Genomic DNA, 24079 nt, shown 5'->3' with positions numbered 1-24079 from the left:
ATGAAAATATAAGCGATACGTAATATGTTTTCAAGGGGAAAGGGTATATTCAAAATAAAGTGAAACTTTATTTACTCCCTCATTGTAAAAAAAATAGCACTTTAAAAAGTGCTATTCCGCTCTCCTTGCCGCTTGCTGAATTGGGTCCCAAACGCTGTTATATGGTGGTGCATAACTTAAGTCGACATCTTCTAAATCGTGAATACTCATTTTATTGAAAAGTGCCATTGCAATCACATCAATCCGTTTATCTACGCCTTCTTCTCCAATTACTTGCCCGCCCAATAATTGTTTCGTATCGGATCGATATAGTAATTTCAAGTAAAGTGGTTTTGCATTTGGATAATAGCCCGCCATATTTGTAGAATCTACTTTAACTGTTTTATACGGGATGTGTAGCCCTTTCGCTTCTTTTTCATTTAATCCTGTTCTTGCAAGCGTCAAATCCATAAATTTAATAATACCTGTACCTAACGTACCTTTAAAGGCTCTTCGTTTATCCAGCATGTTCAGTCCAGCAAGTCGCCCTTGTTTATTGGCAGTCGTTCCGAGCGGGATATGATCATGAATTTCCTTTATAACGTGGTAATGTGTTGCGCAATCACCAGCTGCATATACGTCTTGCACATTCGTTTGCATATATGCATTTACTTCAATTGCCCCTTTATGATTCTTACGTATATTTGTCCCTTCAAGAAAATCAGTATTTGGCTTCACTCCGACAGATACTAAAACAAGATCCGCTTTATACGTACCTTTATCCGTTTCAACTGCTTCTACTCGTTCATTCCCTTTGAATGCTTTTACATTTTCATTCGTTAAAATTTCAATATGATGTTTATCTGCTTCTTTATGTATGTACTCTGCCATATCTGCATCATAAATCGTACCGATATGATCATTTCGCTCAATCATTCTTACTTTCTTACCAAGTTCGACGAATGTTTCTGCCATCTCAAGTCCAATGGCACCACCGCCAATAATCGTTACATCTTCAACTTTATTCGTTTCTAGCGTTTTTAATATGCGCTCAGCATCAGGAATTGTTTTTAAAAGATGAACGCCTTGTAATTCCCGTCCTTCCCATTCTGGCATAACAGGACGCACTCCAGTCGCAATTAATAATCGATCGTACGGAAATTCAAAGACATCTTTCGTCTTCGTATGCTCTGCGTACACCATTTTCTTTTCCGTATCTACTTTCGTTACTTCATGACGCACTTTCGCATCAATTCCATATTTCTCACGAAACGTCTTTACGTTACGCGCGATTAACTTTTCAGTTGAAGCGATAGCACCACTAATGACATACGGTAATCCACACTGAGCGTATGAATAAATTTCACCTTTTTCTAAAGTTACAACATTTGCATTTTCATCGTTTCTAACAATTTGCATCGCTGCACTCATACCAGCTGCATCTCCGCCAATAATGACATAGTTCACTTTACCACTCCTTCTTTTTTACATACTCTTTACGTTTTCCATATTTTATAGAAATAACACCTACTTCCATTGTAAAGAAAGAGAATTTCATCTTCAAATTTTGTGCACAAACCTATGCTTGAATAGGTAACTGTCGTGTCTTATAAACAATATGTTTAATATGCTATAACAGTAACAATTGAAAGTAGGTGAAACATACATGTGCGCCGGCCTTCTCGCTCAAACTCCAGAGGAACCGAAAGAACCAAAACCCGCCTTGTCGCTTGATCAAGAATTCTCTATTAACGCAACCATCTATAGTGCTCGTGCTTGGTTATCTAATGATGAGACTTTCCCACAAACGATTTGGAAAGGCTCTCGCTTCGCTTCAGCATCACACGCTGGCAAGTCCATCTTACCAATCGGCACTGTAAAAATTTTGAACTTATCTGATGATACAATAACAGTTACTGCATCATCAGAATCAGATGATAATCTCAAAATAGTCGTACCCCCTCATTCTGAAGGTGTTTTAACATCTAATGGTTTATCTGATGTGCAAGCAAGTACATCAGGAGGAGCAAGTAAAGTCACATTTCTCTTTCATATCTTTTTCTCAAGGGATCCTGGTTCAGATAAAAAACCATAAAAAGGTACAGTTATGCACTGTACTTTTTTCATGTGTTCTATTCTCTTGATTTGATTAGTTCAATATTATAAGTTTCGATATCTGTTAACGTTCCTGTAAAGTAAGGATTTTCTCTATACCAAGACTGTTTTGCAAAATACGCTTGCATATCTTTCGTTTGAAAAATATGTCCATGCCTTGCATATATTTCATTTCTAGCAATTTTCAACTGCTCTTTCGATAAATATGTTAAATCTGCGCTCGTTAATTTTCGAATATCACTATCAGGAAAGATGAAACCATTATATACATACCCAGTCGCAGGCGTTGGAGTAACATTATAAACAACTGTTTTTTCTGTACTTTTCTTTTGGAATGGAAGATTATAAGACGAAAGTGCCGTTACCGTCTCTACTTGTGTCGTTTCCCGTCCGCTTTCTCCATTTCGTTCTAAATAAATCGTCGCACTTCCATCAGTCGCTACTGGCCCCCATGTAATTTCTTCTCCTGCCAGCGCTGTAACCGGTTTTTGATTTACGTACAATGTTGCACCAGGCGCGTTCGTTTGAACTGTAATATATTGACCTTGCAACGTTAAATCTATCGTTACGTTATTTTGGCTTTGTTTCATAAGTACAACCTTTTCCTCACGAGATAATTTTACATAGTCATTTTTATAATCTGATTGAAACACTTGATTTCCCGGAAGAAATGGCCCATATTGCTTCTCAAACTTTTTGTCATCTGTCTTATCAATTTCTTTTCCGTTCATTTTTAACGATACGCCTTTTTCATTTGTAAGCAAAGTTGTATAGTACGTCTTCGCTTTCAATTTATACCGATCAAATATAAAAAAATACTTTCCGTCTTTCGTTAATGAAAAATCAGCTCTTTCTATTCCGTCCCGTTGTTTTTCACCTTGTCTCAAATATTCTTTTAATTCATTTACGTAAGATGGATTTTCTTTTATATATGAAAATAGAGGCGTTACACTCTCTCTCGTTATCATAACCGATGGATCATCTGCCGTAACGATCTCAGCTAATTTCTCTCCGTCCCTCTCTTGTAAAATCGTAATCATCCGGTCTACTTGTGCCAGCTGCGTATAATACGACGATCCGTACAAATACAATCCAATAATCACTATAACAAATAGCGCTAACAGTGTAATGCCAACTTTTGCACCACCGCTCATGTTCTTCTTTACTACAGGACGTCCCCTCTTCGACCCGCAGTTTTGACAAAATTGCAAACCATCTTCAAACTGAACTCCGCACTTTGTACATACATTCATTCAGTCAACCACCTTTTCATTAGAAGCCAGTTATTCCCTGTGTTAAGGCTTGAATTATCGTGCTAATGTAAGACCAAAGTACAATGAACGTTGCAATTCCAATTAAAACATTTGCAATAATAAGTGTGTAAACGAGATCTAATCCGCCATTGTCTAGCTTTAATACGGCTACAGTTATACTAATCCCTATATAAGTTGCAGCTACGGATAATAATATAGGTAAGAAAAAGATTAATAAGAAACTAAAAAGAAAAGAAAGGACTAATATGACAATAGCCGGCGTCGCTATCGTTCCCCATATACCAAATACTTCAAGAAACGAAAAAGATGATTTCATCATCTTGCCACTTACAAAAATAATAAATCCGACAAATAAAGTTAAAATTAATAAAAAGAAAAAGACCGTTATAGATTCTCCAAAAAACGTGGGAGTAGATATATCTGGTGCAAATGTTCTCGTAACTGCTGATGCTGCACTCATCATTCTATAAAAAATACATGCTCCTAAAAAACAAATAAGAACAAGACTTACAATTCCATTTCGCACTTCAATAGCGCCGCTTTTCATAATCGCTGTCGGTGCTTGTAATGCATGTTTAAAAAAATGAAAATAGCCGCTCGCGAACCGCTTCGCTTGCTCTACCGTTTCATTTGGCCGAGCTTCCTTTGCTTGTGCCGCACGTGCTTGTTCCGGCCCTTCTTCTTGGCCACTACTTGCCACTACTTCTTCCGTTAACGAATGTCCACAATTCCCGCAAAACTTTGCCTCCGCTGCATTTTCTGTATGACATGACGGACATTTCATTCTCTTATCCCTCCTTAAGCATATACCATATAGGGTGTTACAAGTTCAATATATGACTTTGGACATAAAACATGACTACAAGAAAAAGATTCTGAAATCCTTCTTCCGAAAGAAAATATATGTGCTAGTAATCTTGAAAAAAAATGCTATTATGAAACAGAATAAATAATATTTTTAACAGATTGGATGACTGGCAATGGAATTGGTAAACTCAATTTTTCAAATACTCCTTACAAGCGTAATCCAATTATTATCTTTAATTGGCGTTATCATTGTAATTGGATTTCTATTAGGCTATTTAGAATCTCTCACACGCATGTATTGGTCGAGAGCTTTTGGAAGAAAAGGATTCCTATTAACGGCTTGGATCGGTGTTCCGATTCACGAACTTGGACATGCCATTATGTGCGTGCTGTTCCGTCATAAGATTGTAGCAACGCAGTTCTTCCCGACAGATACAAGTCAAGGGGCTTTAGGTTACGTACAACATCAATACAATCAAAAAAGTGTGTATCAACGGATTGGGAATTTCTTCATCGGCATTGGGCCTATTATTTCTGGTATTACTGCACTAATCCTTTTAATGCGCTATTTCGTACCAGAATCATATTTTTTATTTAATACAACTCTCGAAAAAACGATTGCTTCTACCTCTATTAATATAGAAATGATCCAAAACATGCTCTTGTCGACGTTTGTATTATTGAAAAGCTTATTTACAATCGGTAATTTATTGAATCCTTCCTTTTGGTTATTTTTATTTATCGCCATTTGCATTTCCGCACATATCGCTTTAAGTAAACCAGACATTAAAGGATCAATAGACGGAGTTATCGTCATGTTTATCGTTTTATTTTTATTCAACATCATCGCGGGACTGTTTCAATACGACAGTAACCAGCTACTTGGACAGGTTATGAAATATAATATGTATCTCATTGCGTTTTCTAGTGTAGCACTGCTTTTCTCTTGTATTTCTACACTTGTAAGTTTTGGGTTTTATAAAATAAGAAGAGGGCGTTCTTTTTGAACGCCCTCTTCTTATTAATTATTCCCCTTATAATCACAATGCTCAACCGGAACACGAGCATGCCCCTCTTCATCGGTACACCATGACTGTGATTGGAATGCAAGAAAGATACCAATCCATTCTTCTTCCTTCTCGAAGTGAATGAGTATTCCTCCGTCTTGCCATATGCCATCATCACCTTGCCATTTTTCTACATTCCCTTGATTCATGTGAATATCATGTATACCGTTTCCTGGTTTGAAATGAAAATAGGAATCTGGTGTATTTTCTTCTGGTCCCCATCTTTCGCCAAATGCGTAAATAATTGCTTTTTCTTCTATCGCTCGTTTTATATAACGTTCTATTTTTTCATTTAAATCATTATCTGCTCCTGCTTTTTCGGGAGGCAAAGGAATCATTTGTTTTGAGTCAAATAAATTTCCTCTTACATAATCTAAAGCTACTTTCGGTTCATTGTTTTTTATTTCTGTAAAACCGAATGGTAATGTCGGTAAAATATGAATCTCCTCTGACCTAATATTGTTACTCGCAAAATATAAAACTTCCGACGGATAACTTTGCGATTTTACGTTAATTGCAATACGATAATCTACTCCTGTCTCGCCCTGTAAATGAACTTGATAATGAGGTGTTTTCCCTTTTCCAATCTTTGATTGTATAACTGTACCTTTTAACACACCGTAGTTTTTTAGGGGCATACATTTCATCTCCTATTCATTTAGTAGCAGCTATTCATATTTAAATCATTATCCACTCATAAAAAAAATCCTCCTATGTTAGGAGGATTTTTAATTTCTCAACATATACCAAACAATAACCTCTACCACTACAAGTAAAACCGCACCAAAGATCATTAACGTCGTCTTCTTTAATAGTTCATTTTCACGGTAAGGGATATTACATAAGTAAGCACCTAATGTAATCCGTGATGGACAAGCGATTGTCGCTACTGATGATGCAGTGTTTTGAAGGGTTGTGACATATTGCCACGGGAGTGCTACGTTTTGTGCGGTTTGCATTTGGAGTTTTATAAACATTGCATTTGATCCTGCGTTACTACCTGTTAAAAATCCACCAATAGCGCCAATAAACGGAGCAACGAAAACGAAAAAGGTTCCAAATGTATCACCAGCTGTCTTTGCGAGTAATGAATGCATGCCTGATGCACCCATGAGTTCTGAAATGGCGATAAACATTGTCGTCGTAATCGCAAAAGGAATCCATTGTTTAATCGTTTGTGAGAGTGATTGTTTAATAATATTAGACGGGATGCGGAAGAAAATAATAGTAAATAAGCAAGTCATACCGAGCCAAAATCCTGGTGAATACAGCATTTCTAATTTGTAAGAGTATGATTTCAAATCAAGGACTGCATATGATCTGAACAAGTCATGTAATGCAGGAACGAGGCGAGAAAGTAAAATACAAACTGTTAGAAATATATAAGGGCTAATAATTTTTATAATGGATACTTCTCTCTCCGTTGCAGCCGCATGTTCTGTTATAAGATTTTGCCCACTTTTTCCTTTTAATTTAATGATAAGAAAGCCAAATGTAATCGTAACGATAGAACTTAATATACCTGCTAGTTCCACGCTTACGTATGCGTTAGAAAGATAGATTCCGAGAGAAAATAATAGAAAGAAACCGAATCCTTCCTTCCACTTTTCAATAACTGCCTGCCAACCGCCAACAACATGTAAAGAAAGAATGACGAAATAAGCAAACATCGGGATACTTAATAGCGCTGTATTTGTACCAAGTATTGTAAGCGGCATATTGATAAGCTGGGAACCGATAATCGTACCCGTTGCCATTGCCCCCCATGAACTAGCTAATAAGCCGATAAATGAGAGCAGTACAGCTTGGAACGGTTTATAACCTAATGAAAGAAAAATAGGTGCTGCAACCATGAAGCCAATACCGAATCCACTTACCGATTCAATTAGTGGGCAAATACCAAAGCACATAAGAAGCATTTGTAATAAACGATCCTGAGTAACTGCTTCTAGAAAACGTGCTACTTGGTCGATGTACCCCATTTTGTTCATGAGGTGAAATAAAAAAATACCGAAAAATAAAACGTATCCGACAATAAAACAAATTAACCATCCTTTAATCGTTGCGTGCACAGTTTCACTTATCCCTAATTGAAACGTTGGCGAGAGTAAAACGATTCCAACAGACACAGCATAAGAAATTAACGAGGACCTTAATGACGTTTGTTTAAATAAAAATAAACAAATGAAAATCATCATAATTGGGATAAGTGCCAACAATATGGCCATGTTATCATCTCATTTCTTTTAAAATACAATTTTTAACTATTATATAACAGATGCTATAATTTTCAATTGTTTTTACAACAGATTCAAAAAAGGAACCAAACGGCTCCTTTTCATTCACTCCCATTTTCTATTATCCTGAAAAACTGTCTGCTTTCCGACTATTTCTTTCAACACAACAAACACAATGTAAGTACATATTGCTTGCAATATAATATTCCAAAATTTCATTAATGTAAATGAATGAATCCGTAGAAATAATTCGTTTAATAATACAATCGAAACGATACTAAATAATTCTATACTAATCGAAAATAGACATATTTCTAAAATAGACTGTTCTTGAATGCGATTTAAGTTGGAAAAGATAAATACATACCCTAAAAATAGAGCCATTAACTCTATTTTCGTCATGCTAATAAGCCAAGCGTATAATGGTACAGTTAAAAATAGATATAGTAATTTACGTCTTAGCATGCCTTCTCCCCCTCTGAATTATATGTATTTTCTGTATATTTTAACATTTATTACGCAAAACAAAAAGAAGAGACTACGCCTCTTCTTTTTGTTTTGTTGCATATATTAATTCACATATTTCTTCTCGCTTTTCATTTTCTAAAAGCTCAATGATCTTACTTCCAACGACAACTCCGTCGCATATTGTAACCATTTCTTCTACATGTTCTTTTGTTGAGATGCCGAATCCAGCGACTACTGGTAAGTTGACGTGTGATTTTACTTTTTCTAAGTAACTATGAATCTCCTCTTTAAAGTTTTGACGTACTCCCGTTACGCCCGCTACTGTAACAGCATAAACGAACCCTTCTGATTCACTCGTAATTTTTTCAATTCTTTCAATAGGACTCGTTACGGTAACGAGTGGAATGAGCGCAATGTTTACCTCTCGAAGTAACGACGCAATAATATTTTGTTCTTCATACGGTAAGTCTGGAACGATGATGCCGTCTACACCTGCTTCTATACAGTTCTCAATGAATCTCTCTTTTCCGAATGCAAGTACCGGATTTAAATATGTCATAAGAACAAAAGGCATTTGTACTTCTTTCCTTACATCTGCTAACGCTTGAAAAATGCCTTTTAATGTTACGCCGCTATCTAGCGCTCGTTTCCCTGCTCTTTGAATCGTTGGGCCATCTGCGACTGGATCTGAAAACGGGATACCAATTTCAACGATGCTTGCTCCTGCTTCATCAAGAAAACGAATTCTTTCTTTTAATTTTTCAAGGCCACCATCTCCGCCCATTACGTACGGAATAAATGCTTTCTTGCCATTTTCAAACGCTGCTTTAATTTTTTCTACTCCCATTTTTTACACCTCTTCCATATAACGTTTTATACTCTCTACATCTTTATCACCGCGGCCAGATAAACAAATGACAAGCCCTTCATCTTTCTTCATTTGCGGCGCTAATTTTAATGCGTATGCGACAGCATGCGAGCTTTCTAACGCCGGGATAATGCCTTCTTTTTTCGTTAATAATTGAAATGCTTCTAATGCTTCTTCGTCTGTTATCGAATGATAAGAAACGCGGCCAATATCTTTTAGCAAGCTATGTTCTGGACCAACACCTGGATAATCAAGTCCTGCTGAAATAGAGTGTGCTTCTTGAATTTGTCCTTCTTCGTTTTGCAGAAGATACATCATTGATCCGTGGAGAACGCCAACGCTTCCTTTCGTTAAAGTTGCTGCATGCTTTTCTGTATGAACGCCTTTTCCAGCTGCTTCTACGCCGTAAAGAGCAACTTCTTCATCATGTACAAATGGATAAAACATTCCCATCGCATTACTGCCACCGCCAATACAAGCAACGACTGCTTCTGGTAACTTTCCTTCTAACGCCTCATATTGTTTTTTCGTTTCATTTCCAATTACACTTTGGAAATCACGTACAATTTGCGGGAATGGATGTGGTCCGAGAACAGATCCCATAATGTAGTGCGTATCATGCACATGTGAAACCCAGTAACGAAGCGCCTCGTTTACCGCATCTTTTAATGTACCACTACCTGCCGCTACACTTTCTACTTTCGCTCCGAGTAATTCCATTCGGAACACATTTAATTTTTGACGTCTTACATCTTCTTCTCCCATAAAAATGACACATTCTAATCCGAGAAGAGCACATACAGTAGCTGTTGCAACTCCGTGTTGTCCAGCTCCTGTTTCAGCGACAACTTTTTTCTTGCCCATTCGCACTGCAAGTAGTGCCTGACCGATTGTATTGTTAATTTTATGAGCTCCTGTATGGTTCAAATCTTCACGTTTTAAATAAATCTTTGCACCTCCGCAATACTTCGTCAGATTTTCAGCGAAATAAAGCGGTGTTTCTCTTCCGACGTACGTTTTTAAATAATGATTTAATTCCTTTTGAAATGCTTCATCTTGCATCGCTTCTTTATATGCTTCTTCTAGTTCTAGTACAGATTGCATTAACGTTTCTGGAACGTATCGTCCTCCGTATATACCGTAATGTCCTTTTTCATCTGGATATGCGTAGTTCATTTGGAACACTCCTTTGCTTTTATAATAAATTGTTTTATTTTCTCTACATCTTTCTTTCCTTCTGTCTCTACTCCGCTGCTCACATCGACCATATAAGGCCGAACAGTTCGAATTGCTTCTTCTATATTAAGAGCGTTTAATCCACCAGCTAATATCGTTTTCTTTCGCAATTCTTTTGGCATATGCCCAAGTAGTTCCCATGAAAATGTCTTTCCATTTCCTCCATGAAACTTTTCTTTCGGGCTATCAAATAATATATAATCCGTTTCATACCTTTGAGCGTTTTTCATATCACTCTCTGAAGTTACTCCTAGCGACTTTATAGACGGAATATTCAATCTTCTAATTTGATGATTGTCTTCATCCCCATGTAGTTGTACATGTGTTAACCCACACTCATCTGCAATTTTCCGGATCACTTCTACTGATTCATTTACGAAAACACCAATTTTTAACACGTTGGCTGGAAGCTCCTGAATGATTTCTTTCGCTCTCTTTGGAGTGATTTTCCGTTTACTTTCTGCAAAAACAAATCCGAGTGCATCTGCGCCGTATTCGCACGCACTTTTCGCTGTTTCCACATCAGTGATGCCGCAAATTTTCACTTTCATATATTCACCTTACAATCTTCAAAAAAACTACTAATAGAAGATGATGTCATAAGCGCCTCTCCAACTAATACACCTTTGGCCCCAGCTCTTTTAACACGAATAATATCTTCTTTTGAATGAATGCCACTTTCACTAATCCAAAGTAGTTTCTCCTCATTCAATCTTTTTCCAAGCTTTTCCGTTTGGCTTAAATCTACTTCGAACGTTTTTAAATTACGATTATTAATGCCAATAACGTGCGGATTTAATACAATCGCAGTTTCTAATTCCTGTTCATCATGAACTTCAACAATCGCTTCCAATCCTTTTTCTAACACGTAGCTATACAACTCTTTTAACTTCTCTTTCGTTAACGCTGCTACAATTAGTAAAATAATATCTGCTCCCGCTTCATACGCTCTATCGATTTGAATCTTATCGATTATGAAATCTTTACATAAAAGCGGAATGTTACTTTCTTCTCTTGCTGTTTGTAAATCGTGAAACGATCCTTTAAAAAATTGGCCATCTGTTAAAACAGAAACTGCTCCTGCACCACATTTCTCATATGTTCCCACTTGTTTTCGTACGTCAACGTGTAAATTGATATCTCCTTTTGATGGTGATGCTCGCTTTACTTCTGCAATGACAGTAAACTGCTGTAACGCTTCTACAAGTGAATGTGCCTTTCTTTTTGTTTTTACTGGTGTATATATTTCATATAACTCCGCAACTTCCTTTTTCTTCTGTTCTACAATTTTATCTAAAATCGTCCCCACTTTAGTTCACCCTTTCTAATTTTTCGTTGCTTGCTGCAATTAATAAGTTTAATTTGGTTAATGCTTTTCCAGAGTCAATGCTATGTGCCGCGAGTTTAATTCCTTCTTCAATCGTTTCCGTTTTTCCATTTGCGAAAAGAGCTAGACCTGCATTTAATAAAACTGTATCACGATAAACACTCTTTTCTCCGCTCAATACTTCAAGCGTAATCTTTGCATTTTCTTTTGAATTCCCCCCTCTAATTTCTTCATTTTTCACTCTTGAAAAACCATACTTTTCTGGATCAATACTCATTTCTACTATTTCATTATCTTTTAAAAGGACTACGTGATTTTCCCCTTGTAATGACGCTTCATCTAAAAAACCACTTCCATTTACGACAAGCGCTTGTTTCCGGCCTAACTTTTGTAATACTTCTGCAACTGGTAATAACATATCTCGTTTATAAATACCGACAAATTGTGTTTCTAAATTCACTGGATTTGTTAAAGGACCAATTAAATTAAAGATCGTCGGCACGTTTAACTCTTTTCTTATTTTCATAATGCGCCTTAGTGCTGGATGCATCACTGGTGCAAATAAAAATGCAATGCCCACATGCTCTAGTAAATAATCAATTTCGTTTGGCGTACTACTAATATTTACACCTAGTTCTTCTAATAAGTCTGCACTTCCTGTTTTACTAGAAACAGCACGATTACCATGTTTTGCAACCTTTACACCTGCTCCTGCCAGTACGAATGCTGATGTTGTGCTAATATTAAACGTTTGAGCACCGTCACCACCCGTCCCGCAATTGTCCATTGCTCCTTGTATATGGTTCGAAAACGGCAATGCCTTTTCGCGAAGAGCTCGAACGAGACCGTATATTTCTTCTGCAGTTTCACCTTTCGCTTTCAGTAAGACTAAGAAAGCTGCAATTTCACTTTCTAATATGTTTTCACTTAATAAAAGTAATCCTGCTTTATACATTTCCTCTTCTGTTAAATGTTGACCCTCAACTAATTTACGAAGATAGTTATTCATACTCTTTCCTCCTCTTTTACTTCTGTTAAAAAGGCACGTATTAACTTTCCGCCTTCTTCTGTTGCGATTGATTCCGGATGAAACTGTAATCCGAAGAGCGGATAATAATTGTGACGGACTGCCATTATTTCTCCGTCGTCCATCGCTGTCGCTAATATGTCAAAACACTTTGGCAAGCTCGTTTGCTCTGCAACAAGGGAATGATAGCGCATTGCCGTTAGCGGCTGTGTAGCGTATGAAAAGATTGACGTTCCGTTATGTTTCACACGCGATGTTTTTCCATGTTTAATACGTTCTGCTCTAACAATGTCTCCTCCAAATGCAGCTATAATCGCTTGGTGGCCAAGGCAAATCCCTAATATAGGAACGTTCTTATAAAAATGACGGATGACATCGATACAAATGCCAGCATCCTCTGGTTTTCCTGGTCCTGGTGAAAGTACAATTCCTCTTGGATTCATCTCTTCTAACTGTTCTATCGTTATTTCATCATTTCTTACAACTACAATTTCTTCTTCATGTTCGCCTAACAGTTGATACAGGTTATATGTGAACGAATCGTAATTATCGATAAGTACAATCATTTCATTACCTCCAAAAGCGCTCTCGCTTTATTTAATGTTTCTTCATATTCAGCTACTGGATCTGAATCGTAAACGACTCCTGCTCCTGCCTGAACGTATGCTTTTTCATCCTTTACGACCATCGTTCGAATGGCGAGCGCCATATCAAGATTTCCTGAAAAACTAACGTATCCAACTGCACCAGCGTATACATTTCTTTTTTCATTCTCTAGTTCATTTATAATTTCCATCGCTCTAATTTTCGGAGCTCCAGAAACCGTCCCTGCTGGTAAGCAATACGCTAACGCATCAAATCCGCCCATTTGTTTTCGCAATGTTCCGTAAACTTCAGATACAATGTGCATAACGTGAGAGTATTTTTCTACTTTCATATATTTATCTATCGTAACCGAGCCGATTTCGCTCACTCTACCAATATCGTTTCGCCCAAGATCTACAAGCATCATATGCTCTGCTCGCTCTTTCTCATTGCCTAACAGTTCTTTTGCGATTTCCTCGTCTTCCCTCTTCGTTTTCCCCCTCGGCCTTGTACCAGCAATTGGATTCGTCATCACTTTATCCTCCCTTACCGATAGTAAACTTTCCGGCGAAGAACCGAGTACAACATAATCTTGAAAATCGATATAGAACATATATGGTGATGGATTTGCAATTCGAAGTTTTCGGTATAACCCGAATGGATCCCCAATACATTCACTTTGTAAACGCTGTGATAGTACGACTTGGAATATGTCTCCCGCTCTTATATATTCTTTCGCAATTTCTACCATCTCACAAAACTCTTTTTCCGTTATAGAAGAAGTAAATGATAATGTGGATTGTATTGCATTTACTTCAGCTTCTTCTCCTTGTAGCACTTCCTCTTTGTATACTCGCAGCCTTTCGTATACTTCTTCATAATCTGCTGAATCATCTTGCCTGCATACATATACAAACGACAACTTTTGGCGTAAATGATCGTAAACGATAAACTCACGATATAGTAAAAGGTGTACTTCCGGAATATTTAATGGGTCGTGTAAATCCGCTCCAATGTTTTCATACTGCCGAATGACGTCATATCCAATATAACCAACTGCTCCCCCGCAAAATGGAAATGGACTCTCTACTTGAGCTGACGCGATCACTTCTTCTAACACTTGAAGTACGTTACTTTGCAACTTTTCTGACCGGCCGTAAATCGTTCGTTCCACTTCCGTACCAACGCTTTTCACTTCTCCATAAGGATTACATCCTAAGTAAGAATAACGCCCTTTATCTTGATGAAGCTGTGAACTTTCTAATAAGAATTTCTTCTTCCCTTTCATACGTCTATATAAAGAAATTGGCGTAATGCTATCTCCTTCTTCTTCAGTGATTACTAAAAATGTCTTTCTCTCTCTTTTTTGTTTTATAAATTCTTCTTTCGTCATCATGTCCTTCACCTCGCCCTGAAAAATAAAAAAGTCCTCTACATATCGAAAATATGTAGAGGACGATAAATATACCGCGGTACCACCTCGTGTTGGATGCAAAAGCATCCCGCTTTGTTCAGGTACAAAATTTATACCTTATCCTTGTAACGGCGGAACCCGGGTTGCCTACTGAAAATAATTGTTCAGCATACCTCTCGTAAGCCCATTCCGTATATGGCACCGTACCGGGCTCCCACCTATTCCCGGCTCTCTGTAACGTCTCCAATATACGTACTCTTCTTACTTAAACGATTTCACTTATTTAATTTTTTATACACAAAAAGGGAGTACTCATCCTATAGAAAGGACGGGTACTCCCGTGGTGCCACCTTAATTCGTTACAAATGTAACGCACTTTACCGTATCAAAAACAATACGTGTCTCTTGTATCGATGAGATCATGTCGCCAAAGCCTACTTCTTTCGTTTCGGTTTGGAAGCTCCGAAGCCCATTCCACATCAATTCCATACTGATTCGCACCAACCATCAGCTCTCTGACATGTTCATCATGTGTACTCTTCTTCATCAACGCTTGCATTTTTTTAAGTTGCACTCATTATAGACCTAACTTTTTTCACAAGTCAATACTTTTCCAAAAATTTTATTTTTCTTTCCTTTCAATATTATATTGACAAAACAACCTCTTTTTATGTAAATATAATAAATACTCTATTAAAAATAAGGTTTTTTGTATGAATATTATATATTAAAAAAGTAAAATGACATCAAAAAACGCTTACATTTCTGAAAATTCGTATTTCTATATGGATTTTTCAGAATAATCATGATAGATTATAAAGTGAAACTTTAATCAGTGAGGGTTTTGTTCTCCCCACTGATTATTAGTTGAACCAATCGGGCATTTACGGGCAGTTGATCTCCCACCTAATTTCCTTGCCCAGCCAATTTTAAGGTGGGAGTTTTACTGCCCGTTTATGCGGGATAAATATGCATAACGCATCAAAAGACATGACAAAAGGAAGGGGAACTACATGAGTACGCAGATGTTAACTTTAACTTCTATCTCAATTTACATGCTCGGGATGTTAGTCATTGGCTATTTCGCCTATAAACGAACGTCCAACTTAACAGATTATATGCTTGGCGGGCGTACACTAGGCCCCGCAGTAACAGCATTAAGTGCTGGAGCATCCGATATGAGTGGTTGGCTTTTAATGGGGTTACCCGGTGCAATGTTTAGCGTTGGATTAAGTAGTAGTTGGATTGCGATCGGCCTAACACTAGGCGCATACGCAAACTGGCTTTATGTCGCTCCTCGCTTACGTACCTACTCAGAAATTGCAAATAACTCTATTACTATCCCAGAATTTTTGGAACACCGTTTCCACGACAAATCTCATATGCTACGTTTAGTATCTGGACTTGTTATTATGATTTTCTTTACTTTCTATGTAGCTTCAGGATTAGTTTCAGGCGCTGTATTATTTGAAAATTCATTTGGCATGAACTATCATGTTGGATTATTCATTGTAGCTGGCGTTGTTGTCGCTTACACATTATTTGGTGGTTTCTTAGCAGTAAGTTGGACAGACTTCGTGCAAGGAATCATTATGGTAGTTGCTCTTATTCTTGTTCCTATCGTAACAATTATGAATTCGAATGGACTTGGACCTGCATTTGATACAATCCGCTCTGTAGATCCAACACGTTTAGATATTTTTAAAGGGGCCTCTACTTTAGGAATGATTTCTTTATTCGCATGGGGGCTTGGTTATGTTGGACAACCTCATATTATCGTACGCTTTATGGCGATTTCGTCCGTAAAAGAACTGAAAAGCGCACGAAGAATTGGTATGAGCTGGATGATTTTCTCTGTTGTCGGAGCTATGTTTACTGGTCTTATCGGTATTGCTTACTATTCACAACAAGAGTTAACATTATCTAACCCAGAAACAATTTTCCTTGAACTAGGAAAAATTTTATTCCATCCACTTATTACTGGATTCTTATTAGCCGCTATTTTAGCAGCGATTATGAGTACAATCTCATCTCAGTTACTTGTTACTTCAAGTGCAGTAACGGAAGACTTATATCGTACATTCTTTAAACGCTCTGCCTCTGATAAAGAGCTTGTATTTGTCGGTCGTATGGCTGTACTTGTTATTGCATTAGTTGGATGCGCTTTAGCGTTTAAACAAAATGATACAATTTTAGCTCTTGTTGGATACGCTTGGGCTGGGTTCGGTTCTTCATTTGGACCTGCTATTTTATTAAGCTTATATTGGAAACGTATGACGAAATGGGGCGCACTTGCCGGTATGATTTCTGGTGCCGCTACTGTTATTATATGGACTCAATTCAAATTCTTAAAAGATTTCTTATATGAAATGATTCCTGGTTTCGCTATTAGTTTACTAGCCATCGTAATTGTTAGTTTACTAACACAACCTTCAAAAGAAGTTGAAGAGCAATTTGAGGATTTCGAAAAACAACATCGTCATAATTTATAAAAAATCTCTGCTGTTATCATAACAGCAGAGATTTTTTACAGTTCGACAATCTTCTTATCAAATTTAACAAATTCTTTATGTTTCGTTAAATTTAACATAACACTACTCCTTTATAGTATGAGTATCAGCACTTATACAGAAAGGGGACTCCAACATGTTAGCAGCTTTCCAGCAACAACAAACACGAAAATTTTCACCTATCACAAATACTTCTGCGTCTTGTTTAAACATGCAACCTAACCCGCCTAAAATTTCAATTGCTCCTTCTGTTATTTCAGTCATCGGTGTTCATATGGAAAAACATAAATTAAAAATAAAAACAGGACAAAACATTGTGTTATCAGCTTCCATTTTACCAATACAAGCAACGAATAAAGAGCTTATTTGGTCAAATATGAATTCTGATATCATCACCATATATCCAAAAGGTGACACCGTGACGATTACTGGAAAAAGTGCAGGTAAAGCAGTCGTAATTGTCACAACTGCTGAAGGCAAATTTCGTGACCTATGTGTCATTCATGTACAACCTTATATGACAAATCCAAAGTAAAAGAGTGGCTTCATAGCCACTCTTTTACTTGATTTCAATATTTGAGTTTTTACTTTTTACAAGATTAATAAAAAACTTGGATATAACCATACATCTTTTTTTGATGGAAATTCCACTAAACTTTCCCTCTCTTGATTTAAGTCAATGAATCTCCTCCTCTTCCCTATTACAATGAAAACAATATTAGAAAAGGAGGACGTATTATGACTGAACGAAAGTACGCCTTATTTGCTAGCACATCTCTTCTTGTTATGGCATTCATTGCATTTTTTTCTTACGGTTTTGTTCATGGAAATCTCGTTATACAAGGAGATGCGAGTACAACATTCCATAATATCCAAACTTCAAATTCACTTTTCAAAGCGGAAGTTTTTGGGTGGATTATCATTTTTATCACTGATATTGTCGCCGCGTGGGCTCTTTATTTCTTTCTAAAACCAATTCATACTAGCCTCTCATTACTAGCCGCTTTACTTCGTCTTATGTATACAGCTATACTTGGGATTGCTATATTCAATCTAATATTGGCATTATTGCTTTCAAAAAATACAATTGCAAATCCAGAAACATATACAATGTTGTTTCTCAGTGCATTCGAATACATTCGGTCTGTAGGACTGATCATTTTTGGATTGCATCTTTTCGTTTTAGGCTATGTAGCTTTTCTCTCTAAACAGATACCAAAGTTTATTAGTATACTGCTGTTCATTGCTGCTACCGGTTATATGCTAATTCACGTCATGAATACAATGTTTACACAATACGATACAATGATTTCAATCATACAATCACTATTCCAATTACCTATGATTGCAGGTGAATTAGGACTTGCGATATGGCTATTATTGAAAGGTGGTAAACACTCTAATTAAGCCGTTTCTTAATTCTACTTAATGATTCTGGTGTCATGCCAAGATAGCTTGCTAGCTGATATTGTGGAACGCGATGAATTAAATACGGGCGTTTTCGTAACAATGTTTTATATCGCTCTTCTGGTGTCGATGAGATAAATACAGCAAGTTCATCTTGTACTTCACCGAAATTGTACTCGATCATTTTACGCGTCATTTCTTCTAATTGTGAATACTTATTATACATGTCCTTTTCACTATGTAGATCACCAACAACTACAGTACAATCTTCTAAACACGTTAACGTATATGATGAAGATTTATCTTGTTTATGATGGTTGAAATTCGAAATTGCCTGTTCTTCTGTATAAAAATTCGAAATTGCCTGTTCTTCTGTATAAAAATTTGATGTAACTTCTTTCCCTGCTTCATCTATACTATGTTGCCTAACGCATCCTTTTAATACAAAATAACATTTTAACGGAACATTTCCTTGTCTTAGGAGCACTGTTCCTTTTTTATATTCTTCAATTTGTAATTCACTGAGGATCATTTGCTGCTCTTCTTCACTTAGTGTTGTAAATCCATTCATATACTTCTTTAATATCTCTTCCATTTTCCTCCCCCTTCTACACCCGTATTTCTATAAAACAAAAAGAGAAGTATCACAACTTCTCTTTTCTCCCCTAACACTATAATTCCTGTGTATACACCGGCTCGTTTACGACATTTTTTGCTGTTCGCTTTTGTTGCTGTAGTAAGAAAACAGATACACCAAACAATACGAGCATGCTACCGATAATTTGCATTGCATTTAATTTTTCTCCAAGTAAGAAGAACGCAAGTATAGATGCTCCAACAGGTTCTCCTAAAATACTCATTGAAATTGTCGTTGCATTTACATAATTTAATAGCCAGTTATTAATTACATGTGACACTGTCGGCACAACCGCAAGTAAAAGAAAAACAGTCCAATCCCACTTCGTATAACCTGTAAAGGGTACTTGTAATATGACATTATAAATCCCCATAAAAAGACCTGCGAACGCAAAGACTGTAAAGCTATAAATCCAGTGCGATACTTTCTTCACTGTCGTTTGCCCGATAAATAAATAACCGACAACCGCTATTACACTTAGAAAGGATAATATGTCACCATAAATTGCTTGCTTACTTAAACCTAAATCTCCCCAACCAATGCACATTACTCCTAAAATAGCGATTCCCATCGTTGCAATGGCTGAATATGTTGTTCTTTCTTTAAATAGAAAAAAACCTCCAACTAAAGATACGATTGGTTGAAGCGCCAAAATAATTGTTGAACTAGCAACTGTTGTATGCTTTAAAGATTCAAACCATAAAAGAAAATGAAGTGCTAAAAAGAAACCAGATCCAATTAAAAAGCCCCAATCTTTCATTTGAATCCTATTAAATTCCTCTCTTTTTTTCCATACGATAGGCAGCATAATAAGTACGATAATCCATAAGCGGTACATACTTAATATTGAAGATGGTGCTGAGGACATCTTTACAAAAACTGCTGCAAAGGAAATGGCAATTATAGAAATAGCCAATGGTAGTGCGATTGATTTTTCTTGTTTCAAATCCTGTCTCCCCTCTCACCTGTCAAAAATCCCACTTCATTATATCCGTTTTCTTTCATAACTTAAATACTAATTTTTTAGATTCTTCGTACCATTATGGTAAAATAGAAATTAAGGCACCAATTAGTGAATATTTCTTTCCTTTTCACTACAAGCGTCGCTCTTACAATCGTTACAGTAAATTTTTATTTAGGGGGATCTACATGAGTCAAACAATAGGGAGAATTGAAGAAATTTCATTTTATAGCGCATCACTTCAAGAAGATGTTACACTTCTCGTTTATTTACCAGTAAATTACACACCACTGCACAAACATACAGTTGTAATTGCACAAGATGGTAGAGATTATTTTCAGCTCGGTAAAGCGCACCGTGTAATTGAGCGCCTTCGTGAAACCGAAGAAATTGACCGTACAATTATTGTCGGTATTCCATATAAAAATGTACATGATCGTAAAGAAAAATATTTCCCAAATGAAGTGAAAAATGCTGCATATATTCGTTTCCTTGCTCATGAACTTGCACCATATATTGATGAAAATTATCCAACGTATCAAATGGGAAAAGGTCGTGTTTTAATTGGTGATTCTCTTGGCGGAACAGTTTCCTTTATGACTGCACTTATGTATCCGCATACATTCGGTAAAGTCGTTATGCAATCACCATTTGTGGATGAGACAGTGATGAACTTAGCAAAAGAATTCAAAGATCCACAGGCGTTAGAACTGTATCACGTCATCGGTACAGAAGAAACGGCTGTAAAGCGTACTGATGGACAAGTATCTGATTTCGTAGGGCCGAACCGTGAGTTAAATACGCTTCTTACAGATAGAAACTTCATCACGCATTACGAGGAATTTGGAGGCAATCATACTTGGAAATATTGGCAGACTGATTTACCGAAAGCCTTCTCTCATATTCTATCAATGAAATAATAGAGAGCAGTATTCAGAATAATTTGATATAATAGATAAAGAGATTTATTTATCTCAAAATCTAACTAGACTTACAAAGGGAGGAATTGGAACATGAAATTAGGCATTGTAATTTTTCCATCTAAAATGATTCAAGATAAAGCGAACGGATTGCGTAAACGTTATGACCCGCACTACGCATTAGTTCCGCCACATATTACATTGAAAACACCCTTTGAGGCGCAAGATGAACAATTAGAGTCGATTGTAAACGAGTTACATACAATCGCAAGTAAAACGAACCCTTTCACCCTTCATGTTGGGAAAGTTGGTTCATTCGCACCTGTTAATAACGTCCTTTACTTTAAAGTAGAAAAAACACCTGAACTTACTTTCTTAAATGAAGAAATGCATGGCGGGTTATTCACGCAAGAACGCGAATATGCTTTCGTACCTCATTTAACAATCGGACAAGGCTTATCAGACGCAGAGCATGCTGATGTATTGGGCCGACTACGTATGAAAGATTTCTATTATGAACAACCAATTGATCGTTTCCATCTTCTATATCAATTAGAAAATGGAACATGGACTGTACACGAAACATTCCGTCTTGGAAAGGGGAACAACTAATTTGCATGCACAGATTGTACAAACGGACGAACAACTAAGAGATGCATTCTCTGTACGTAAACAAGTGTTTGTAAATGAACAACGTGTCTCTGCTGAAGAAGAGTACGATGAGTTTGAAGAAACTTCAACACACGTTGTTATATATGACAATGATGTTCCAGTTGGTGCTGGACGTTTTCGCATCCTTGATGGTATAGGAAAAATGGAACGCATTTGCGTGCTAAATTCCCATCGCAAAAAAGGGATTGGAAAAATTGTTATGGATTCGCTTGAAGCGTATGCAAAAGAAAATTCGCTACCAAAATTGAAACTTCACGCTCAAACACATGCTGAAGATTTCTATAAAAAACTTGGATATGTAACAAGTTCTGATGTATTTATGGAAGCAAATATCCCGCACGTCGTAATGATAAAAGAATTGTAATTTGAAAGCAGGAGGTGACCCCTCCTGTTTTTTTACATTGCTATTTTCTTTTTCTTCCGCTAAAGTTAAATGTTGATGCTATAGTTTTGAAGGTGAACATATGACACAAGAAAAATTTTCACAAAAATCGTTAACACACGCTGATATTCCGCGTGCGACATATCATATTCCGAAAACATCTACCCATTTAATTATGGAAGAAGATGTAGATGCGGCTTATTTCCGCGCTCTTGAACAACAAAATGTTTTTTTAAACGAAAAACAATTAGAAGCCGTGCGCACAACAGAAGGTCCTGTTCTTACACTAGCTGGTGCCGGAAGCGGGAAAACATCTGTTTTAACAACTCGCGTTGGTTATTTAGTAAATGTAAAACAAGTTCATCCACGAAATATTTTATTACTTACATTTACACAAAAAGCAGCTGAAGAAATACGAAGTCGTGTTGCGAAGTTACCAGGCATGAATCATGCAGCAAGTAGCTACGTAGTTGCTGGTACATTCCACTCTGTTTTCTTAAAATTGCTTCGTAGCCAAGGGTATAATCAGCAAATTTTAGCAAATGAAAAACATAAACAAATTATGATAAAGAAAATCTTAAAAGAATTGCGTTTAAAAGACGATTATGATGCGGAAACGATGCTCGCGATGATTTCACTTGAGAAAAACAAATTAAATCGTCCGAAAGATGTAAAAGCGAAAACACCAGTCGAACAAGAATTTAAAGAAGTATACGAACGTTTTGAAGAGGTAAAACAAAGATACAATTATATTGATTTCGATGACATCTTATTGGAAACATATTATATGTTAGAAAATAATGCTCCTTTACTAACTCAATTACAACAACGGTTTCACTACATTGAAGTAGATGAGTTTCAAGATACATCGTATGCACAATATGAAATCGTAAAATTGTTAGCCACGCCAAGAAATAATTTATTTATCGCAGGTGATGACGACCAGGCGATATACGGCTGGCGAGGAGCAAGTCACCAAATTATTTTATCTTTTCCCAAAGAATTTGATAACACAACAATCATTGCACTAAATACGAATTATCGATCCAATCCCTTTATCGTCGGGCTTGGAAATGAAGTTATAAAATTAAATCAAGAACGTTTTGATAAAGAGCTATACTCTGTTCGTGAGGAAGGTGTACAACCTTTTTATGCAAGACCTGCTACGACTCTTGACGAAGCAAATCAAATTTTGCAGCTTATTCAAGAAAAAGTAGAGAGTGGTGAACGTAACTTTAAAGATTTTTGTTTACTGTATCGCACACATTCTGTAAGTCGTTCGTTACTTGATCAGCTTACCATTCATAAAATCCCGTTTATTAAACACGGGGCGAGCCAATCATTTTATGAACATTCTTTAATCAAGCCTGTATTAGATCATTTAAGACTCGTGATTGAGCCGTTTCGACTAGAATCACTTTCAAACATATTGCCGACGATGTATATCGGACGTGATGATTGTATTTCATTTATTGAACGTGAACAATGGAAATATGGTGAGGGACGCTTCCCTTCTCTTCTTCATTTCTTACTATTAAATCCAAGCTTAAAACCTTTTCAAGTGAAAAAGGTAAATGAGCGCATCGATTTTATTAAGTTTATTAAAGAATTAGAACCGAAAAAAGCATTAAAAGAAATCATTCATGGTAAAGGAAAATATTTAGAGTACTTACAAAGTAACGATCGTTCTTCCTTTACGATGCATAAAGACATACAAGAAGAAATGTTGGAAGAATTAATGGAGTCTGCAACTCGTTTCACCGATATTCCAGCTTATTTACAATTTATCGACGAGGCGATTCAAGGTCAAAAAGAAATGGAAGCATTAAAAACAATGCCGCAAAAAGATGCCGTTTCACTTATGTCAATCCATAACGCAAAAGGCCTTGAATTTCCATGTGTCTTTTTACTTGGAGCAAGTGATGGAATCCTGCCTCATACTTCTTCTTTAAAAGATGCAAATGATCGTGTTACGGAAACTTCTGAAGCGTTAGAAGAAGAACGCCGATTACTGTATGTCGCCATTACACGTGCGAAAGAAGAACTTTATATTTCTTCTCCGCAATTTTTCAGAGGAAAGAAATTAGATATATCTCGTTTTTTATATACTGTGCGAAAAGATTTACCTGAAAAGACATCCACTAAATAAGGATGTCTTTTTTTATATCACGTTATGTACATCCCTC

24 protein-coding genes and 2 other annotated features are annotated in these 24079 nt (G+C 36.7%); of the genes, 9 read left to right on the top strand and 15 right to left on the bottom strand.

Annotation, left to right across the window (positions count from 1 at the left end):
• Positions 1–111: 111 nt before the first annotated feature.
• Positions 112–1446: a CoA-disulfide reductase gene (locus DN399_RS06240; protein WP_001110231.1), complete on the bottom strand. Its 1335-nt coding sequence runs from the start codon at positions 1444–1446 to the stop codon at positions 112–114.
• 199 nt (positions 1447–1645) lie between these two features.
• Here DN399_RS06240 and DN399_RS06235 point away from each other — a divergent pair, with 199 nt between their 5' ends.
• Entirely contained in the window at positions 1646–2074 is a 429-nt protein-coding gene (locus DN399_RS06235; protein WP_000332414.1) for a hypothetical protein, read from the top strand.
• 37 nt (positions 2075–2111) lie between these two features.
• Here DN399_RS06235 and DN399_RS06230 read toward each other — a convergent pair whose 3' ends face one another.
• Together DN399_RS06230 and DN399_RS06225 are read right to left on the bottom strand one after the other, a co-directional pair.
• Positions 2112–3347 (bottom strand): TcaA 3rd/4th domain-containing protein, encoded by a 1236-nt coding sequence (locus DN399_RS06230; RefSeq protein ID WP_149149412.1) that lies wholly within the window; start codon positions 3345–3347, stop codon positions 2112–2114.
• A gap of 19 nt (positions 3348–3366) precedes the next feature.
• Positions 3367–4152 carry a zinc ribbon domain-containing protein gene (locus DN399_RS06225; protein WP_086389273.1) on the bottom strand — a complete coding sequence of 262 codons (786 nt, stop codon included), beginning with the start codon at positions 4150–4152 and terminating at the stop codon, positions 3367–3369.
• A 196-nt stretch (positions 4153–4348) separates the two neighbouring features.
• Between DN399_RS06225 and DN399_RS06220 the strand changes: the two genes are divergently transcribed.
• Entirely contained in the window at positions 4349–5182 is an 834-nt protein-coding gene (locus tag DN399_RS06220) for a hypothetical protein (protein ID WP_000424525.1), read from the top strand.
• Between the two features lie 14 nt (positions 5183–5196).
• Here DN399_RS06220 and DN399_RS06215 read toward each other — a convergent pair whose 3' ends face one another.
• The 10 genes from DN399_RS06215 to trpE form a co-directional block, all read right to left on the bottom strand.
• Positions 5197–5880, bottom strand: a complete 684-nt coding sequence (locus DN399_RS06215) for a DUF2278 family protein (protein WP_149149411.1) — start codon at positions 5878–5880, stop codon at positions 5197–5199.
• Between the two features lie 90 nt (positions 5881–5970).
• Positions 5971–7470 carry an L-lactate permease gene (locus DN399_RS06210; RefSeq protein WP_149149410.1) on the bottom strand — a complete coding sequence of 500 codons (1500 nt, stop codon included), beginning with the start codon at positions 7468–7470 and terminating at the stop codon, positions 5971–5973.
• A 114-nt stretch (positions 7471–7584) separates the two neighbouring features.
• Positions 7585–7944, bottom strand: coding sequence for a DUF4029 domain-containing protein (locus DN399_RS06205; protein WP_000946131.1), 360 nt, complete (start codon positions 7942–7944; stop codon positions 7585–7587).
• Positions 7945–8017: 73 nt separating this feature from the next.
• Positions 8018–8794 carry a tryptophan synthase subunit alpha gene (trpA, locus tag DN399_RS06200; protein WP_086389272.1) on the bottom strand — a complete coding sequence of 259 codons (777 nt, stop codon included), beginning with the start codon at positions 8792–8794 and terminating at the stop codon, positions 8018–8020.
• Between the two features lie 3 nt (positions 8795–8797).
• Positions 8798–9991 carry a tryptophan synthase subunit beta gene (gene trpB / locus DN399_RS06195; RefSeq protein WP_001105016.1) on the bottom strand — a complete coding sequence of 398 codons (1194 nt, stop codon included), beginning with the start codon at positions 9989–9991 and terminating at the stop codon, positions 8798–8800.
• Positions 9988–10602: a phosphoribosylanthranilate isomerase gene (locus DN399_RS06190; RefSeq protein ID WP_000865147.1), complete on the bottom strand. Its 615-nt coding sequence runs from the start codon at positions 10600–10602 to the stop codon at positions 9988–9990. The genes trpB and DN399_RS06190 overlap by 4 nt, the downstream gene beginning before the upstream one ends.
• Positions 10599–11360: an indole-3-glycerol phosphate synthase TrpC gene (gene trpC, locus DN399_RS06185; RefSeq protein WP_098218388.1), complete on the bottom strand. Its 762-nt coding sequence runs from the start codon at positions 11358–11360 to the stop codon at positions 10599–10601. Before trpC ends, DN399_RS06190 begins: the two co-directional genes overlap by 4 nt.
• Position 11361: 1 nt before the next feature.
• Entirely contained in the window at positions 11362–12387 is a 1026-nt protein-coding gene (trpD, locus tag DN399_RS06180) for an anthranilate phosphoribosyltransferase (protein WP_001067365.1), read from the bottom strand.
• Entirely contained in the window at positions 12384–12971 is a 588-nt protein-coding gene (locus DN399_RS06175) for an aminodeoxychorismate/anthranilate synthase component II (protein WP_016109556.1), read from the bottom strand. The genes trpD and DN399_RS06175 overlap by 4 nt, the downstream gene beginning before the upstream one ends.
• On the bottom strand, positions 12968–14386 hold the full coding sequence (trpE, locus tag DN399_RS06170) for an anthranilate synthase component I (RefSeq protein ID WP_149149409.1): 1419 nt from the start codon (positions 14384–14386) through the stop codon (positions 12968–12970). The genes DN399_RS06175 and trpE overlap by 4 nt, the downstream gene beginning before the upstream one ends.
• 52 nt (positions 14387–14438) lie before the next feature.
• Positions 14439–14683, bottom strand: a binding site (T-box leader).
• A 42-nt stretch (positions 14684–14725) separates the two neighbouring features.
• Positions 14726–14963, bottom strand: a binding site (T-box leader).
• Positions 14964–15417: 454 nt separating this feature from the next.
• Between trpE and putP the strand changes: the two genes are divergently transcribed.
• The 3 genes from putP (at position 15418) to DN399_RS06155 (ending at position 18321) form a co-directional block, all read left to right on the top strand.
• Positions 15418–16896, top strand: a complete 1479-nt coding sequence (gene putP / locus DN399_RS06165; RefSeq protein ID WP_000107210.1) for a sodium/proline symporter PutP — start codon at positions 15418–15420, stop codon at positions 16894–16896.
• Positions 16897–17050: 154 nt separating this feature from the next.
• Positions 17051–17449, top strand: a complete 399-nt coding sequence (locus DN399_RS06160; protein WP_000878734.1) for an Ig-like domain-containing protein — start codon at positions 17051–17053, stop codon at positions 17447–17449.
• Between the two features lie 203 nt (positions 17450–17652).
• Positions 17653–18321, top strand: a complete 669-nt coding sequence (locus tag DN399_RS06155; RefSeq protein WP_149149408.1) for a DUF4386 domain-containing protein — start codon at positions 17653–17655, stop codon at positions 18319–18321.
• Here DN399_RS06155 and DN399_RS06150 read toward each other — a convergent pair.
• Together DN399_RS06150 and DN399_RS06145 are read right to left on the bottom strand one after the other, a co-directional pair.
• Positions 18314–18916 carry a Crp/Fnr family transcriptional regulator gene (locus DN399_RS06150; RefSeq protein WP_149149407.1) on the bottom strand — a complete coding sequence of 201 codons (603 nt, stop codon included), beginning with the start codon at positions 18914–18916 and terminating at the stop codon, positions 18314–18316. The genes DN399_RS06155 and DN399_RS06150 overlap by 8 nt on opposite strands.
• 76 nt (positions 18917–18992) lie before the next feature.
• Entirely contained in the window at positions 18993–19904 is a 912-nt protein-coding gene (locus tag DN399_RS06145) for a DMT family transporter (protein WP_000806939.1), read from the bottom strand.
• Positions 19905–20107: 203 nt separating this feature from the next.
• Here DN399_RS06145 and DN399_RS06140 point away from each other — a divergent pair, with 203 nt between their 5' ends.
• From DN399_RS06140 to DN399_RS06125, 4 genes are all read left to right on the top strand, one after another.
• Positions 20108–20839 (top strand): alpha/beta hydrolase, encoded by a 732-nt coding sequence (locus DN399_RS06140; protein ID WP_000084014.1) that lies wholly within the window; start codon positions 20108–20110, stop codon positions 20837–20839.
• Between the two features lie 93 nt (positions 20840–20932).
• Positions 20933–21451, top strand: coding sequence for a YjcG family protein (locus DN399_RS06135; RefSeq protein WP_000765862.1), 519 nt, complete (start codon positions 20933–20935; stop codon positions 21449–21451).
• Between the two features lies 1 nt (position 21452).
• A complete protein-coding gene (locus DN399_RS06130; RefSeq protein WP_000543295.1) occupies positions 21453–21875 on the top strand; it encodes a GNAT family N-acetyltransferase in 423 nt (140 codons plus the stop codon).
• 100 nt (positions 21876–21975) lie between these two features.
• Positions 21976–24042: an ATP-dependent helicase gene (locus DN399_RS06125; RefSeq protein ID WP_000191204.1), complete on the top strand. Its 2067-nt coding sequence runs from the start codon at positions 21976–21978 to the stop codon at positions 24040–24042.
• Positions 24043–24079 lie beyond the last annotated feature (37 nt).

It is taken from the genome of Bacillus sp. AR4-2, assembly GCF_008274865.1.
Taxonomy (GTDB): Bacteria; Bacillota; Bacilli; order Bacillales; family Bacillaceae_G; genus Bacillus_A; species Bacillus_A cereus.
The sequence above is the reverse complement of the archived record's forward strand: the minus strand, read 5'-3'. Positions and strand labels throughout refer to the sequence as shown.